Source organism: Nocardia sp. NPDC051832 (assembly GCF_040681285.1).
Classification (GTDB): domain Bacteria; phylum Actinomycetota; class Actinomycetes; order Mycobacteriales; family Mycobacteriaceae; genus Nocardia.
Window position 1 is genome coordinate 967,312 of record NZ_JBFAYL010000001.1, and the last position, 15,740, is coordinate 983,051.

A 15,740-nucleotide genomic window follows, 5' to 3' on the forward strand; every position below is an offset into this window, starting at 1 on the left:
ACGTTTATACCTTGACGTTGGCTGCGGGTGATTGCTTGCGACCCCGAACCACCGAGCGTACGTGGTAACCGGAACCCAGTATGCAGTGTGTGGAGCGGAAGGTGCCGTATGCCACTCGGTTGTGCCCTACCCCGGATATAGCGCGTCCCCCACCTCCGTTACCGGAGGTGGGGGACGCGCCGTGGATTATGCGTCGCTCAGCTGAGCGCGCGAACTCCGGTGGCCTGCGGGCCCTTGGTGCCCTGACCGACCTCGAACTCGACCTTCTGGTTCTCCTCGAGGGTGCGGAAGCCCGAACCCTGGATCTCGGAGTAGTGGACGAAGACGTCAGCGGAGCCGTCCTCGGGCGCGATGAAGCCGAACCCCTTCTCCGCGTTGAACCACTTCACAGTTCCCTGTGCCATTCTGTTCCTTCTCTTTTCTTACCGGAACGGCGGACAACTGGGTTCGTCCACCGGGCCCGTTGAGAGCGTTGTACTGTTGGTTCCCCCTGCAGGAAAGCACCAAGCACACCGTTCGCAACATCGATCCTGCTGACGGTTTGGACTTTGGATCCGTCCCTCGAACACAGAAGCTTGCGACCAGGAACCAGTGAACCATGTCTTCGAGCAATTCAACAGTCGAGTTACCGACAATTTGCAAAAAAGTTGATCTTGCGAATGCGCAGGTGAGGGACACAATGGGTGAATCCAGACTCAAGGTTCGTTTGCCTCTAGATAACCTAGTGAGCATCTGGCAAACCCCCTGTGACCCGGGTCGCTATTTGGTATCGAAATGGCAGGTAGGCCTTGCCAACCGCACACGTTTCACACTTTCTCGGCGTGTCGGACGTCCCGCGTCGTGAATCCACCGGACCGGGCAACCCTGTCGCACAGCCCCGCGGAGCTCAGCTACGGCCGATCGTTGCTGAATCGTGTCCTGCCTCGTGACCCCCGACTCACCCATGTCGTAGAGCTACCGGCGCGGCCCGCGAGCACCACCGAGTGGCCGTCCTGGGCGGCGCCGGAAGCGATCGATGCGCTGCGCGCGACCGGTATCGATCTGCCCTGGAGTCACCAGACCCGGACCGCCGAGCTCGCCGCGAGCGGGCAGCACGTAGTCCTCAGCACCGGCACCGCGTCCGGGAAGTCCTTGGGATATCAGCTGCCCGTGCTGACCGCGCTACGGGCGGATCCCCGCGCCACCGCCCTTTATCTGGCGCCGACCAAGGCGCTGGGCGCCGATCAGCTGCGCGCGATCGGCGAATTGACGCACGAGGGACCGTTGCGGGAAATCCACCCAGCCACCTACGACGGCGATACGCCCGCCGAGATCCGGCAGTGGGTGCGGGCCAACGCACGCTGGATCTTCACCAACCCCGACATGCTGCACCTGGGCATTCTCCGGTCGCACCAGCGCTGGGCCCGGGTGCTGCGCCGGCTGCGCTACGTCGTGATCGACGAATGCCACGCCTACCGCGGGGTCTTCGGATCGCATGTGGCGCTGGTGCTGCGCCGGTTGCGGCGCATCGCCCAGTACTACGGCGCGGACCCGGTGTTCGTGCTGTGCTCGGCGACCACCGCCGAGCCCGCCGCCGCCGCGACCCGGCTGGTCGGAGCGCCCTGCGTGGCGGTGACCGAGGACGGATCGCCGCGGGGCGCGCGCACCGTCGCCCTGATCGAACCGCCACTCACCGCGCTGACCGGCGAAAACGGTGCTCCGATTCGCCGTTCGGCGACCGCCGAGGCCGCCGGGATCATGGCGGACCTGGTGGCCGAAGGGGCGCGGACGCTGACCTTCGTGCGCTCGCGGCGGGCCGCGGAATTGATCGCGATGGACACCCGGTCGCGGCTGCGCGAGGTGGATCCCGAGCTCGCCGAACGGATCGCGGCCTATCGCGCGGGATATCTCGGCGAGGATCGGCGGGCGCTTGAAGCGGCGCTGTCGGAGGGGACGCTGCTCGGTGTGGCGACCACCAACGCGCTCGAACTCGGCGTGGACATCGCCGGGTTGGACGCCGTGGTGATGTCGGGTTTCCCCGGGACCGTGGCCTCTTTCTGGCAGCAGGCCGGGCGGGCGGGACGGCGCACGCAGGGGTCGCTGGTCCTGCTCGTGGCCAGGGACGATCCGCTCGATACCTACCTGGTGCGGCATCCGGAAGCGCTGTTGGACAAGCCGATCGAGGCGACCATCACCGATCCGCACAATCCCTATGTCCTGGGGCCGCAATTGCTCTGCGCAGCGCTGGAGCTGCCGCTCACCGACGCCGAGGTGGACGCGCTCGACGCTCGCGGATTGATGGATGATCTCGCAGCTCAGGGGCTGGTTCGGCGGCGCGGAAACGGCGGCGGGCGCTGGTATGTGACCGACGCGCAGGCCGGGCCACACGATGCCGTGGACGTGCGCGGCGGGATCGGTGCGCCGGTGGCGATCGTGGACGGTGAGACCGGGCGGCTGCTCGGGACCGCCGATGCCGGGCGGGCGCCCGCGACCCTGCATCAAGGCGCGGTGCATCTGCATCAGGGCGAGACCTATCTGGTCGACGAACTGGACCTCGACGGCGGGGTGGCGTTCGTGACGGCCATCGATCCCGGGTTCAGCACCAGCGCTCGGCAACGGACCTCGATCGAGATCGACCACCTCGCCGAGCAGCGGGATCATGGCGCTGTGACCAGCGCTTTAGCGCAGGTGACGGTGACCAGTCAGGTGATCGGCTATCTGCGGACGCTGCGGACGGGCGAGGTGCTCGACGTCGTCGAATTGGATCTTCCGGCGCAGACGCTGCCGACCCGCGCCGTCCTCTATACCGTCACGCCCGAGCTCTTGGAGCGGGCTGGCATCGAGCCGGCCGACGTCCCCGGGGCCCTGCACGCGGCCGAGCATGCCGCGATCGGACTACTTCCGCTGGTAGCGACCTGCGACCGCTGGGACATCGGCGGGGTCTCGATCGCCGAGCACCCGGACACCGGCTTGCCGACGATCTTCGTCTACGACGGGCAGCCCGGCGGTGCCGGTTTCGCCGAGCGCGGGTTCGCGCAATTGCGGCACTGGCTGGGGGCCACGCTGGCGGCGATCGGGTCCTGTGGGTGCACGGCCGGGTGCCCATCCTGCGTGCAGTCACCCAAGTGCGGGAACGGCAATCATCCGCTGCACAAAGATGCTGCGGCATCGCTGCTCGGGGCCGTTCTGGGCGAGCTGGACCGGGAGAAGACGCCCCGGTGAAGGCGCGGATTCCGGTTCGTGACGGGGTCGCGGCCCGGGCGTGACCGGGTCGCCACCTCGCTGGCCGATCACCAGGCCGGCCCGAGTCCGCCCAGGTCGCGCGACACGCCGAGGGCGCGGTCGGTTCCCGTCGGATTAAAGAGGATCGTATTCATGTTAACTGCGCTATTGCCGCATCCATTCCTGCGCGACGTGCGGTTTTATTCGAATGGTTCTGGGAGGCGATCGATAAATAGAACTGAAGTCGCATTTGTTGGTCATCGGAATTACCGGAATTGCGCGCGCCCGGGCCGCCAAGTGGTAAGTGCGTACCGTCCGTCATAGTTCATCCTCGACAGGTCCGGCGCGAGCAACTGCGCTAACTGTGCGAACGCCAAACAGACCCATTGGTACATTTTGTTCAGCCGTCACAGTTACATCCCATTGCGACACCGCACAGGTGCGTAGTCGAGCACGCATATGCCGTGCGATCTCTCCGGCGGCGGCGCATCCGGCTTCCGGGCCGGACTCCAAGGCTCCGGCTCCCGCCAAGGCCGCCAGGTCGGCCGCGGACTGCACGCGGTGCCGCGCCACGACCCCCGCTCCGATCTGACTGATCAGGAGGGTTGTCGTGATCAGCCCGGCCAAGGCGAAGCAGGCCAGCACGGTCGCACCGCCGCTGTCACCGGTAGTGAGGCGGCGAAGGCCCGCGGCCGGACCGGTCGTCCGGAGCCTCCCGGGAATCGCTGGTTTGCGGGCGGTTTCGTCGCCCGCTCTCACCGAGACGCTCCCGGTTCTTGTGCGGCAACGGCATCCGCGCGCAACACCAGTGGGAGCAACGGGGACCGAGCGGAAACGACCGCCACCACCCGATCGCCTTCGGTGCGCAACGCGATGTCGGCGCCCGGCGGCGCTACCCGCCGGGCTACCGTCACCGCGTTCTCCGCATCCCCGCGGGCGGCCAACCGGGCCGCTTCGCGTGCGGCGTCCACGCAACGCACCTGCGTCGACGCCGCCAGCAGGCCGCCGAAGCACAGCACCACCACGACCACGATCGCGGTCAGCGCGATCGCCGCCTCGACCGTGACCGCGCCCCGGTCGCCCGCGAAACCTGCTGTTCCCCAGCGTTTTACACGGTGGTGTTCAACGCCTTGTCGATGATCTTCGTCAGCGCGTTCACAATCGAATCCCCGGTGACCACGCCGTAGAGCACGGCTCCGAAGGCCGCCGCGGCGATCGTGCCGATCGCGTACTCGACGGTCGACATGCCTTCGTCGCCCACTGCCGCCCGCAGCAGCCGTGCCCGCACCTCCAGGTACCCCTGTCGCGCCAGCGCCCACATCCGCACTCCGGCCTGATTCTCGATTCGCATCGGATTCCCCTCTCTCTCCCGCCCGCGCGGCCGATCCGCGCGAACACGTCTTCGCCGTCACAGCAGCCCGTCCCCGAGGACCCGCCCGGCCAGCCCGATCACCACCGGCACGATGCCCAGGCACAAAAACGCGGGCAGGAAGCACAACCCGAGCGGACCACTGATCAACACCCCCGCCCGCTCCGCCCGGGCCGCCGCCGCGTCCTCCAGCGCCCCCCGATGCTGCTCGGCCAACTCCCCCACCGCGACCGCCAGCGAGGCCCCCGACCGCGCCGACCGCCGTGCCATCCGCGCCAACGCCTCCACCTCCTCGGCGCCGTCCCGCCCCGCCACCTCCCGCACCGCCCGCTCCCAGGCCACCCCCGCATCCGCCCCCAGCACCAGCAGATCCGCCGCACGCCCCAACGCCACCCCCAGCACCTCCGGCGCACTCCCCGCCACTGCCCGCGCCGCCCCCGCCATCGGCAGTCCCGCCCGCAGGCACGCCGCCAGCAGATCGAACACCGAAGCCACCGCCAGCGGATCCACCCCGCTCCCCCGAATCCCCTTGCCCGCCATCGGCTCAGCCGCGCCGCCCCACACCGCTCGCAGCCGCCGCGCCACCGCGACCCGCCCCGGCAACAGCACCAACGCGCTGGCAACCATCAACACCGACGCCACCCCAACCCCGGCCATCCCCAACTCCTTTCGTTGTTCCCGTCCATCGAGTACGTGCCTCCAGACCTGCCGGCCGGCTGCATCATCCACAACCCCAGACCACCGGCCAGCCAGGGTGAACGGCCCGCCGATCCAGCATCCGAACCCGCTGGCGCACAATGTCCTCGCGAACGACACTCGCGCCAGACCACATACGCCGGCGACCGGGCAAGGCAGGCCCAGAATCCAAGCGCCACCGGACCTGTGGCTCGGAATTCCGAGGTGCGGAACTTGTGCACACCCATCCCCAACCTGCCCGGTGCACACCGCTCCCCAACCGACGCCGGCAAAGTCCGCACCAAGAGTTCGCTCCTGCCGCGGTCGTCGCGGTGGGGGCGCGCTGCGGCTTCCAGTTCCGGTGGGCCGGAATGTCGGCTGTCGCGCCATGGCTGGGGATACCGCCCCAAGAACTATCGTGGTGGAACGCTCGGGCGAGCTGGGGTTCCGCAGCGACGGCGAACCCGAATTGCGCACAGGCATCCCCAGGTTGGTCATGTCAGGACCTTGCGGGTGATGGCGTCGGTCCACAGGACACCGGCGCAGGCCAGACCGGTACCCAGTGGGAGCAGCAGGGTGCCGGCGGGGGTGGCGAAGAGGGTGGTCAGTGGGGCGGCGCCCATCAGTTGGCCGAGCGCTATGCCGAGCAACGGAAGGTAAGCGAGGACAGTGGCTGTGGCGCGAGCGCCGGCCAGCGCGGCGGTGGTCCGGCTGCGAAAGCGGGTGCGGGCCAGAAGGTCTGTCCGAGCGGCGGAAAGAAGCTCGGCCAAGGCCAACCCATGTTGTTCGGCCACCTGCCAAGCTGTGGCAACACGGCCCAGCTCAGCGGCAATGACCGTGGTCGGCTGCTGCAGCGCGGTGGCCCCGGAGCCGCCCAGCCGGCTACGTGCGGCACTGATGGCGAAGGCGTCAGCAGCCAGCCCACGCGATTCGCGAGCGGCGACCTCAGCGGCCGAACTCGGGTGCGCCCCGACCCGCAACTCGGCGATCACAACCTCGAGAGCATCCAGCAGGTTCGCGTTCTCCACCGCACGCTGCCGATCCCAGCGAAGCCGGCTCACCCGAACAACCACAGTGCCAACCACAAGCACCACCGCGGCAAGCGGCCCGACACCCACCATCACAACCGCCGCGATTCCCGCCCCGACCGGCACAAGAAATAGCATGCGCGGCAGGGCCTTTCGCTTCCCCTCGGACGTGCCGAACAACTCACCGAACCTGCGCCGCGCGGCCGGCACCGGCACCGCAAGCAACGCCATTACGAGGCAGACGCACGCGATGATCATCGGATCACCCCTCCCCACGGCGACATAGCCCTATCGCGCAGCACCGACATCACGTGGCCACTCAACATCGCTGGCACTCGAACAGAAATCCGACCAGCTGCTCTGTGGCGCAGCGCCTTTCGCGTAGGCGAGGCCGTTTGGTCCGCTGAGCGGACACCAGGCGTGGCCAGCCGCGCGAGGGCGAGGTAGGAAAAGTTGCGAACCTCCGCCGAGCCATCAGGAATGAGAGCGGGCGCCGGCGGCCACGCCAGGGCGAGGTAGGCAATACCCCGGGCCTCGGCCAAACCATCAGGTACAGCAGTGGGCACGGGCGGCCACGCCAAGACGAGATGAGCGATGCCCCGGGCCCCGGCCCAACCATCAGGTACAGCAGTGGGCCCGGGCGGCCACGCCAAGACGAGGTAGGCAATACCCTGGGCCTCGGCCAAACCATCAGAAATAGCAGCGGGCGTGGCACACCACTTGAGGGCGAGGTAGGAAAAGTCGCGAACCTCCGCCGAGCCATCAGGTGTAGCGGCGGGCGTGGGTTCGAGGGCGACGTAGGCAATTTCGCGAACCGCAAGGGCGAGGTAGGTGACGTCCCGGGCGGCGGCCGAGCCATCACGTGTAGCAGCGGGCGTGGGCTCGAGGGCGACGTAGGCAATTTCGCGAACCTCCGCCGAGCCATCAGGAACAACAGTGGGCGCGGGCTCCCACGCCAGGGCGAGGTAGGCGATGTCCCGGGCACCGGCCGAGCCATCAGGTGTAGCAGTGGACGTGGGCGGCCACGCCTGGGCGAGGTCGCGAACCTCCGCCGAGCCAGCCGGTGTTGCCGTGGGTGGTGGGTGCGTCATGGTTCGAGCCGTTCGGAGAGGAGGTGGGAGAGGGCTTCGGCGGCTGGGGTGGGGGTGTTGGATTGGGTCCAGGCTGGGGTTATTTGGACTTGGCCGGTGGGGGTGCGTTGGACGAGGCCGATTTCGCGTAGGCCTCGGGTGCCGTTGGAGCGGCGGTGGACGTGGAGGATTACCTGAACTGCGGCGGCCAGTTGGCTGTGCAGGGCTGAGCGGTCCATGCCGCCCAGGGCGGCGAGGGCTTCCAGGCGGGCGGGGACTTCTCGAGGGGAATTGGCGTGGACGGTGCCCGCACCGCCGTCGTGGCCGGTGTTGAGGGCGGTCAGGAGGTCTACTACCTCGGCGCCGCGGACTTCGCCTACGACGATTCGGTCGGGGCGCATGCGGAGTGCTTGGCGGACGAGGTCGCGGACGGTTACCGCGCCGACGCCTTCGACGTTGGCGGTGCGGGCGACCAGGCGGACCACGTGCGGGTGGGGTGGAGCCAGTTCGGCGGCGTCTTCCACGCAGATAATGCGTTCGCGGGGGTCGACTTTGGCGAGCAAGCCGGACAACAGTGTTGTTTTGCCTGCGCCTGTACCGCCTACCACCAGGAAGGCCAGGCGGGCGCGAATGATGCTCTCCAACAGCATCTTCGCGTCCGCAGGTACCGCTCCGGAGGCTGCGAGCGCATCCAGGCCCTGGGTAGCCGGGCGGAGGATACGCAGCGACAGGCAGGTGCCGCCGTGGGCGATCGGAGCGAGGACCGCGTGCAGGCGGACGCCGAATGAATCACCCAGTGCTGCTTCGCTTCCCGCCAGTTTGCCATCGACCCACGGCTGTGCGTCGTCGAGGCGGCGGCCCGCCGACAAGGCCAGGCGCTGCGCGAGCCTGCGCACGGCGGCTTCGTCCGGAAAGGTGATCGAGGTCTGTTCCAGCCCGCGACCGCGATCCACCCACACCGCATCCGGTGCGGTAACCAGCACATCGGCGACCCGGGGGTCATGCAGCAGCGGTTCGAGCACCCCGGCACCCGTCAATTCCGTCTGCAACAGCCGCAATGCCCTGAGCAGATCGGTATCGCCCAGCACCGCACCGGCTTCGGCCCGGATTGCCGCCGCGACCTGCGCCGGCTCCGGATCACCGTGCCCCGCCAGCCGTTCCCGCACGCGATCCAACAGCTCCGCAGTCACCAACGCGCTCATCGCGCACCTGCCTGTGCGCACAATCGATCCGCCCCATCCGACCGCCGCACAGGCATCGAGCCAGGTGCTGAACAGAAAGTGGTGACGGCGGCCGCACAAACCGAGCCGTCACCACACACCCGACGCCCCTGCCCACGGAGACCACATCGCCTCCCGGCACCGCACACCTGGACACCCGGCTCACGCAGACCACACAACCTTCCAGCGCCACGCACTCGGCGATCGGGCGTGCGCTGGATCCGAATCCCGCGGTCCAGCATCCGTCGGCTGCATGCCCCGCGGTCCGCGTGCTGGAACAAGTTCGTCGTAGATATCTCAGATGTCAGATTGTTCACCGAACACCCTGTGTCACAGGCGAACTCAGGACCGACAAGACCGCGTCGGCGGCGGTCAGGAGGGGGCCGCGGCGGGGCAGGGTCAGTCCGCCGCGTTCCAGGCGGGTGGCGAGGCCGGGTTGGGGGCGGACGGCGGCGAGGAGGGGGAGGTCGAGAACTTCGGCTATTTCGGGGGCGGTTAGGCCGCCTGGGGCGGGGCCGCGAACTATCAAGCCCTGGTTAGGGTTTCGGGCGGCTATGTAGGTGGTTACGGATTCGGCGGCGGCTAGGGCGCGGAGGCGGGCGGGGACGACGAGGACGACCAGGTCGGCGGAGTCGAGGATGGATTCGGTGTGCGGGGCGGGACCGGTGGGGAGGTCGCAGATCACGAGATCGCCTGCGGCCCTTCCGGCTTCGATTACGGCATGGATGGCGGCGGGGGTTATTTCGGTGGGCAATCGACCGGCACCACCACGCCCACAGGACAGGACGGACAGGCCGGGGGCGGCGGCGGGGAGGGCGGCGTGCAGGGCGGCGGCGGAGATGCGGCCGTCTTCGACGACCAGGTCGGACCAGCGCGGGCCGGTGCTGTTCTCGAGGCCGAGCAGCAGGTCGAGACCACCGCCGAGGGGTGCGGCGTCGACCAGGACGGTGTCGGAACGGAACCGTCGTGCGGCCGAACGCAGCGCGGTGGCGGCGGCCAGGGTGGAGGCGCCGGCGCCGCCGCCCGCACCGGCGACAGCGATAACCACACCGTCGCCATGGCGGTACTCGGCGTGCTCAGCAAACTTCTCGATAAGCCGTTCGGCGGCACCCGGCAGCGCGATGACGAGGTCGGCGCCGACCGCCGCGGCGGCCTGCCAATCGGGCAGTCCGGGCGCACCGTCGGTGACCAGGACGACGCCGATCCGGCGCAGATATCCGGCTTCCGCACAGGCGGCGCTGGCAGCGGTGTCGAGGATGACGAGCGGCGCCGCGGCCCAGCTGTGCCGGCCGATGGGAAGCCCGCGTTCGTCCAGGCCGCGTTCCGCGGCGGCGGCGATGCGGCGGACTTCGTCACGGAGGCGGCCGTCGTGAATGAGCACGAGGGCCGGTGGAGCCGCGATCACCTGCGCTGCTTCGAGTTCCATGCGGTGAGCGTCGTGCACCGCGCAGGTGAGCGGAAGACCCGTTATACCGAATGTGGATAACTCGCGGGGTGTGGATAACTTTTCTTTTCGCCCTGCGCAGAGCAGGGCCGTCCTGAAAATAGAGGACGGCCCCAGCCGGGGGGGGAGGAGGCTGGGGCCGTCGGGTTCAGCCCCGGGGGGTCGGGCTGAACGCGCCTGGACTATGTCCAGGTGTCAGCAATACTACACCCAAGCCCTGGCAAGAACGCAAGTCCGTGGTTCGAGAAATTTGTGCTCGTCAGCGGCCCGGCGTCTTCCGGGCAAACCTCGCGCCACCAGGTGCGCGGAGACGATCGATCGTTGCACGACCCGCGCTCGTTCGCGCACCGGCGGACCGTCGTTCCCCAAGTCCGGCCGCGGCGGCCCTATTCTGAACGAGTGACAGACGACGGTGATCAACGCGTGGCCGCTTTCTTCGATCTCGACAAGACGGTGATCGCCAAGTCGAGCACCTTCGTCTTCAGTAAGCCCTTCTTCGCTCAGGGCCTGCTCAACCGCCGCGCGGTCCTGGAGAGCAGCTACGCCCACTTCATGTTCCTGCTCTCCGGCGCCGACCACGATCAGATGGAGCGGATGCGCGAGCACCTCACCAAGATGTGCGCGGGCTGGGACGTCGAGCAGGTGAAATCCATTGTGGCGGAGACACTTCACGAGCTCGTCGATCCGCTGATCTACGCCGAGGCCGCGGATCTTATTGCGGACCACAAGATTCGGGGCCACGACGTGGTGATCGTGTCGGCCTCGGGCGCGGAGATCGTCGCCCCGATCGCGGAAGTGCTGGGCGCCTCGCACACCGCCGCCACCCGGATGGCCGTGGCGGACGGCAAGTACACCGGCGAGGTCGACTTCTACTGCTACGGGGAGGGCAAGGTCCAGGCGATCGAAAAGCTCGCCGCCAGTGAGGGTTACGACCTGTCGCGGTGCTACGCCTATTCCGACTCGGTGACCGATCTGCCGATGCTGCAGGCGGTCGGCCATCCGACGGCGGTGAACCCGGATCGGAACCTGCGCCGGGAGGCGGTGGCGCGGAACTGGCCGGTGCTCACCTTCTCCAATCCGGTGTCGCTGTGGGCCAGATTCCAGGCCCCGTCGTCGACCACCCTTGCCGCCACGGCGGCCGTCGGAGTGAGTGCGGTGGTGGCCGGCGCGATCTCCTACCGGCTGCTGCGCAAGCGCCGCTGATCCTTAACTGGCTTGGCACCCCGGGCGGCACAGTGCTGTTAGACGGTGCAGCCGAGTGCTAGCGGAAGCGTTTGCTGGCCACACCCCGGCTCCGGGGCGACCAGGCATTTAACCACGAAACGCCGATGGACACGCCGGTAATCTCCAGCCCTTCCAGCCCTTGAGTGGCGCCGGTCACAGTGGTAAAAAGGTAGCTAAGGAAGGACGGAAGGCCTGGGCGGAATCGGAAGAGAAGATTCAGTCTCCCATCCCACCCTTCCCAGCACGGACACCAGGCACCCACGCGGAGCGCGCCGCGACAAGGGCAGAAGCGTTGTGGGCCTGCGAGATTCGGTTTGTTACGGCGAGAGCCTCGCACAGGTTGCGGGGATGAACCGTAGGAGTCCGATTCCTCGCCGAGGCCGCCGAACACAACCCACACAGCACGCTTGGTAACCGGGTAGTCCGTGCTTCGCGGGCGGTGAAGTCGCACAAGCGGCTACGCCGCCCGCTTTGATGTGCCGGGCCGTCTAGCCCACTGCCGAATCGGCGATCGAGGCCGCTTCCCGCGCCCCGTCCTCCAGCGCCGCGCAGCACAGAATCACCCAGCCGCCCACCGCATCCGCATCCCCGGTGCTGAACGCGGCCGCGGCATCCAGGTAGGCCTGGCGGCGGCGCAACCAGAACACTTCGGGCACGCCGAGACTGTGCGGGTCAAGCCCGCTGGACACAGTGACCAGACGCGAGGCCGCACGCGCGACCACCCCATCGGCGGTTCCGAACGGCTGCAAGGCAAGCAGTTCACCGTGCACGACGGCCGCGATGACCGGCGCGGGCGCTCGCGTCGCCTGCACGGTCTGCGCCAGCAGATCCAGGCGTTCGGCGACACCGGGCGCGGTGCGCGGGCGGCCGAGCAAGGTCTCGTCCGACACCAGGTCGGCGGCGGCCAGCAGATGCAGCCGCGCCAGCGCCTGGAGCGGAGCGCGCTGCCAGGTCCCCGCGAGATTGCGGAGCGCGTCCGCGTCGAGAGCTTGGCCGACCCGCAGCGAGCCCGCCAGGATCGGATCCTCGACCACCCCGTCCACCGACGGCAGGCCGGTGCTGCCGCCGTCGATCGCCGCGGACGACCGCGCCGCCCGCACCGCGGCCTCGGCGGCCGTGGTCGGCCAGCCCCGCCGGTTCGCCTTGTGCCGGTGCACGGCCGCGAGCGCGTCGCGCGCGCGATCGGCGGCGTCGCGGACACCGGGCAGGTCGACGAGTGGCTGTAGCGGGTCGGTCACGAGATACGAGGCTAGCGGGGCGCCGCGACGTGCCCCGCGGCGATCTGCCGTTCGATCGCGATCAGGCTCTGCAACTGCCGCTCGGAGAGCAGATCGGTGAAGCGCGCCCGGATGACGGCGTGATGCCCCGGAGCGGCGTCCGCGTGCGCCTGGCGGCCCGCGTCGGTGAGTACCACATCGTCACCGCGGCCGTCGCGTTCGCACGCTTCGCGGGCGATCAGCCCGCGCTGCTCCATTCGCCCGAGCTGCCGGGACAACCGGCTGTGCGGCCAGAGCATCCGTTCGGCCAGGCCACGCACGCGAATGCAGTCGTCGGGCGAGGTGAGCTCGACCAGTGTCGCGAGGATCTCGTAATCGGGCATCGACAGCCCCGCGCTGCGCTCCAGCTCGCGCGCGACCTCCGCGTCCACCAGTTCGCGCAGCCGGCGGTAGGCGGTCCACGCCTGCAATGACTCGACCATGCACCCCAGCTTAGCGGATTCTATTTACATGTAACGAATCTTCGGCTAGATTCTGCGTTACATGTAACGAACTGAGGAGTTGGAGCTCATGGGCAGCACCGCACGAACCATCGCCGTCAACGGAATCGACCTGTGCACTGAGGCTTTCGGCAACCCGGCCGATCAAGCAGTCCTGCTGATCCACGGCGCGGGCGAGTCGATGCTGGCCTGGGACGCCGAGTTCGTAGCCCGACTCGCGGCGGGTGGCCGCTACGTCGTGCGCTACGACAGCCGAGACGCAGGCCGATCTACCACCTTCCCGGTGGGCGCACCGCCCTACGGTCTGGCAGATCTGGTCGCCGACGCGGCCGGTTTGATCATCGCGCTCGGGCTCGAGCGCGTTCATTTGGTCGGAATGTCGCAGGGTTCCGCCGTGGCACAGCTCGTCGCGCTCGACCATCCGCAACTGGTCGCCTCGCTCACGGTCGCCTCCGGCACGCCCGGCGGCCCGGGGCACCAATACGCGGATCTCCCGGCGATGTCCGCGGAGCTGGCCCAATTCTTCGAAGGAGCCGCACCGGAACCGGACTGGACGGACCTGGCGGCGGTCACCGACTACCTCGCCGAGTCCCTGCGCCCCTTCGCCGCCGCCTCGCGCCCATTCGACCTTGCGGCACAACAAGAATCAGCGGCAAAGGTGGTACACCGCGCAGCGAACATCGCCGCCCAGCTCACCAACCCGTACCTGCTGGACGCGGGTGCGCCGTGGCGAAACCGGCTGGGCGACATCGCCGTACCAACGCTCGTATACCACGGCGACGAGGACCCCTTGTTCCCGCTCGACCACGGCCGAATCCTGGCCAGGGAGATCCCGAACGCCCAATTCCGCCCACTCCCCCACACCGGCCACGAAGTCTTCCCACCCCACACCTGGGATACCGTGATCTCAGATCTTCTAACCCACACGACATAACAGACCCCGCGTCAATTCCGACGCCGCCAGGGCGAACCGCAATCCCAGCACCTCAGGGTGAGCGCCGGGCGCAGCGAGGCAAGCTCGAAGCAGTGCGGCACCGGGAGCGAAGTGCCCCCGGTGCCGCATCGAACCCCTCGACTCAAGTGGTGAGCAGCTCCCGTCCGGGGATCGCGTCCAGCAGCCGCCGGGTGTATTCGGTTTGCGGATTGTCGAATACCTCTGCCGTGGAGGCGGATTCGACGACCGCGCCCTTCTGCATGACCAGCACGTCGTCCGCGATCTGGCGAACCACGGCCAGATCGTGGGTGACGAACAGGTAGGACAGGCCCAGTTCTGCCTGGAGATCGTTGAGCAGGTTCAGGATCTGGGCCTGCACCAGCACGTCCAGGGCCGAGACCGCCTCGTCACAGATCACGACCTCCGGGCTGAGCGCCAGCGCCCGCGCGATGGCGACGCGCTGACGCTGTCCACCGGACAGCTCGTTCGGATAGCGGCGCATCACCGTGGCCGGCAGCGACACCTTGTCCAGCAGGTCGCGGACGGTGGCCTCGCGTTCCTTGGCCGTACCGATCTTGTGGGTGCGCAGCGGCTCCTCGATGGTCCGGTAGATCGAGTACATCGGGTCCAGGGATCCGTAGGGGTCCTGGAAGATCGGCTGTACCCGGCGCCGGAACGCGAAAGCCTCCTTGCTGTTCAGCTTGGCGACCTCGCGACCGTCGAAGGTGACCGAACCCGAGGTGGGTTCGAGCAGGCCGAGCACCATCTGGGTGACGGTGGACTTGCCCGAACCGGATTCGCCGACGATCGCGGTGGTCGTGCCGCGCTTGAGCCGGAAGGACACCTGGTCGACGGCGGTGAAGTCGGTCGACTTCCACGGCGTGCTGCCCCGGATCTTGAACACCTTGGTGAGGTTTTCCGCGATCACCACGTCGTCGGTGACCGCGGCGACCGCCGCGTCCTTCGATGCCACAGTCTCGGCCAGCACCTGTTCGGCCACCTGCTCGGCCACCTCCACCGCCTGCTCGCGGATCTCGGCGCGCTTGCGGACCGCCGAAAGCCGTTGCGAGGCCAGCGAAGGCGCCGAGTTGACCAGCTTCTTGGTGTACAGGTGCTGCGGGTTACGCAGGATCTGCAATGCCGGACCGGACTCCACCACCCGGCCGCGATACATCACCACCAAGTGCTCGGCGCGTTCGGCGGCGAGGCCGAGATCGTGCGTGATCAGCAGCACCGCGGTACCGAGTTCGCTGGTCAGTCCGTCGAGATGGTCCAGGATCTGCCGCTGCACGGTGACGTCGAGCGCGGAGGTCGGCTCGTCGGCGATCAGCAGCTTGGGCCGGCAGGACAGTCCGATGGCGATGAGCGCGCGCTGGCGCATACCGCCGGAGAACTCGTGCGGGTACTGGTTCAGCCGGCGCTCGGCGTCGGACATGCCCGCTTCCTCGAGCAGTTCGGCGGCCCGCTTGGTGGCCTCCTTGCCTTTCGCGATCCCGTTGGCCTCCAGGGTTTCCTTGATCTGGAACCCGATCTTCCAGACCGGGTTCAGGTTCGACATAGGGTCCTGCGGCACCAGTCCGATACCCGTACCACGCACGGCCACAATGTCTTTCGACGAGGCGGCGGTGAGGTCCTTGCCGTCGAACGTGATCTGCCCGGAGGTGACTTTGCCGCTGCCGGGCAGCAGATCGATGATCGCGTGCGCGGTCGTCGATTTGCCGGAACCGGACTCGCCGACGATCGCCACCGTCTGCCCCGGGTACACCGCCAGGCTGACCCCGCGCACGGCGGGGATCTGCTTGCCCTCGGAGGTGAAACAGACGTTGAGGTCCTTGATGTCGAGCAGTGGCTCCATCGC

15 protein-coding genes are annotated in these 15,740 nt (G+C 68.3%); 3 read left to right on the plus strand and 12 right to left on the minus strand.

The window, feature by feature from the left end:
* Positions 1-197 precede the first annotated feature (197 nt).
* Complete coding sequence (locus AB0M14_RS04170) at positions 198-404, minus strand: cold-shock protein (protein ID WP_011206895.1); 207 nt, start codon at positions 402-404, stop codon at positions 198-200.
* 499 nt (positions 405-903) lie between these two features.
* Between AB0M14_RS04170 and AB0M14_RS04175 the strand changes: the two genes are divergently transcribed.
* Positions 904-3,201, plus strand: coding sequence for a DEAD/DEAH box helicase (locus AB0M14_RS04175; protein WP_364988588.1), 2,298 nt, complete (start codon positions 904-906; stop codon positions 3,199-3,201).
* A gap of 151 nt (positions 3,202-3,352) precedes the next feature.
* Here AB0M14_RS04175 and AB0M14_RS04180 read toward each other — a convergent pair whose 3' ends face one another.
* The 8 genes from AB0M14_RS04180 to ssd all read right to left on the minus strand — a co-directional run bounded on the left by AB0M14_RS04180 (position 3,353) and on the right by ssd (position 9,989).
* Positions 3,353-3,523 (minus strand): hypothetical protein, encoded by a 171-nt coding sequence (locus tag AB0M14_RS04180; protein WP_364988590.1) that lies wholly within the window; start codon positions 3,521-3,523, stop codon positions 3,353-3,355.
* Positions 3,520-3,960, minus strand: a complete 441-nt coding sequence (locus tag AB0M14_RS04185; protein ID WP_364988592.1) for an Rv3654c family TadE-like protein — start codon at positions 3,958-3,960, stop codon at positions 3,520-3,522. The genes AB0M14_RS04180 and AB0M14_RS04185 overlap by 4 nt, the downstream gene beginning before the upstream one ends.
* On the minus strand, positions 3,957-4,250 hold the full coding sequence (locus tag AB0M14_RS04190; protein WP_364991290.1) for a TadE family type IV pilus minor pilin: 294 nt from the start codon (positions 4,248-4,250) through the stop codon (positions 3,957-3,959). Before AB0M14_RS04190 ends, AB0M14_RS04185 begins: the two co-directional genes overlap by 4 nt.
* Positions 4,251-4,309: 59 nt before the next feature.
* Positions 4,310-4,522 (minus strand): DUF4244 domain-containing protein, encoded by a 213-nt coding sequence (locus AB0M14_RS04195; protein ID WP_364991292.1) that lies wholly within the window; start codon positions 4,520-4,522, stop codon positions 4,310-4,312.
* Positions 4,523-4,609: 87 nt separating this feature from the next.
* On the minus strand, positions 4,610-5,227 hold the full coding sequence (locus AB0M14_RS04200; RefSeq protein ID WP_364988594.1) for a type II secretion system F family protein: 618 nt from the start codon (positions 5,225-5,227) through the stop codon (positions 4,610-4,612).
* Positions 5,228-5,739: 512 nt separating this feature from the next.
* Positions 5,740-6,531: a type II secretion system F family protein gene (locus tag AB0M14_RS04205; protein ID WP_364988596.1), complete on the minus strand. Its 792-nt coding sequence runs from the start codon at positions 6,529-6,531 to the stop codon at positions 5,740-5,742.
* Between the two features lie 829 nt (positions 6,532-7,360).
* Positions 7,361-8,545: a TadA family conjugal transfer-associated ATPase gene (locus AB0M14_RS04210; protein WP_364988598.1), complete on the minus strand. Its 1,185-nt coding sequence runs from the start codon at positions 8,543-8,545 to the stop codon at positions 7,361-7,363.
* A 331-nt stretch (positions 8,546-8,876) separates the two neighbouring features.
* A complete protein-coding gene (ssd, locus tag AB0M14_RS04215) occupies positions 8,877-9,989 on the minus strand; it encodes a septum site-determining protein Ssd (protein WP_364988601.1) in 1,113 nt (370 codons plus the stop codon).
* Positions 9,990-10,406: 417 nt separating this feature from the next.
* On the opposite strand from ssd, the gene AB0M14_RS04220 reads away from it, so the two are divergent.
* Positions 10,407-11,210 (plus strand): HAD-IB family hydrolase, encoded by an 804-nt coding sequence (locus AB0M14_RS04220; RefSeq protein ID WP_364988603.1) that lies wholly within the window; start codon positions 10,407-10,409, stop codon positions 11,208-11,210.
* Between the two features lie 509 nt (positions 11,211-11,719).
* Here the strand turns inward: AB0M14_RS04220 and AB0M14_RS04225 are convergent.
* Positions 11,720-12,469 carry an oxidoreductase gene (locus AB0M14_RS04225; RefSeq protein WP_364988605.1) on the minus strand — a complete coding sequence of 250 codons (750 nt, stop codon included), beginning with the start codon at positions 12,467-12,469 and terminating at the stop codon, positions 11,720-11,722.
* An 11-nt stretch (positions 12,470-12,480) separates the two neighbouring features.
* A complete protein-coding gene (locus AB0M14_RS04230; RefSeq protein WP_364988607.1) occupies positions 12,481-12,930 on the minus strand; it encodes a MarR family transcriptional regulator in 450 nt (149 codons plus the stop codon).
* Between the two features lie 88 nt (positions 12,931-13,018).
* Between AB0M14_RS04230 and AB0M14_RS04235 the strand changes: the two genes are divergently transcribed.
* Entirely contained in the window at positions 13,019-13,882 is an 864-nt protein-coding gene (locus tag AB0M14_RS04235) for an alpha/beta hydrolase (protein ID WP_364988608.1), read from the plus strand.
* Between the two features lie 142 nt (positions 13,883-14,024).
* Here the strand turns inward: AB0M14_RS04235 and AB0M14_RS04240 are convergent, their stop codons facing one another.
* Complete coding sequence (locus tag AB0M14_RS04240; RefSeq protein WP_364988610.1) at positions 14,025-15,737, minus strand: ABC transporter ATP-binding protein; 1,713 nt, start codon at positions 15,735-15,737, stop codon at positions 14,025-14,027.
* Between the last annotated feature and the right edge of the window lie 3 nt (positions 15,738-15,740).

Coding starts and splice junctions, on each gene's coding strand:
- AB0M14_RS04180 (WP_364988590.1), bottom strand. CDS start 3,523: ATGACGGACGGTACGCACTTACCACTTGGCGGCCCGGGCGCGCGCAAT.
- AB0M14_RS04200 (WP_364988594.1), bottom strand. CDS start 5,227: ATGGCCGGGGTTGGGGTGGCGTCGGTGTTGATGGTTGCCAGCGCGTTG.
- AB0M14_RS04170 (WP_011206895.1), bottom strand. CDS start 404: ATGGCACAGGGAACTGTGAAGTGGTTCAACGCGGAGAAGGGGTTCGGC.
- AB0M14_RS04195 (WP_364991292.1), bottom strand. CDS start 4,522: ATGTGGGCGCTGGCGCGACAGGGGTACCTGGAGGTGCGGGCACGGCTG.
- AB0M14_RS04210 (WP_364988598.1), bottom strand. CDS start 8,545: ATGAGCGCGTTGGTGACTGCGGAGCTGTTGGATCGCGTGCGGGAACGG.
- AB0M14_RS04235 (WP_364988608.1), top strand. CDS start 13,019: ATGGGCAGCACCGCACGAACCATCGCCGTCAACGGAATCGACCTGTGC.
- ssd (WP_364988601.1), bottom strand. CDS start 9,989: ATGGAACTCGAAGCAGCGCAGGTGATCGCGGCTCCACCGGCCCTCGTG.
- AB0M14_RS04205 (WP_364988596.1), bottom strand. CDS start 6,531: ATGATCATCGCGTGCGTCTGCCTCGTAATGGCGTTGCTTGCGGTGCCG.
- AB0M14_RS04240 (WP_364988610.1), bottom strand. CDS start 15,737: ATGGAGCCACTGCTCGACATCAAGGACCTCAACGTCTGTTTCACCTCC.
- AB0M14_RS04230 (WP_364988607.1), bottom strand. CDS start 12,930: ATGGTCGAGTCATTGCAGGCGTGGACCGCCTACCGCCGGCTGCGCGAA.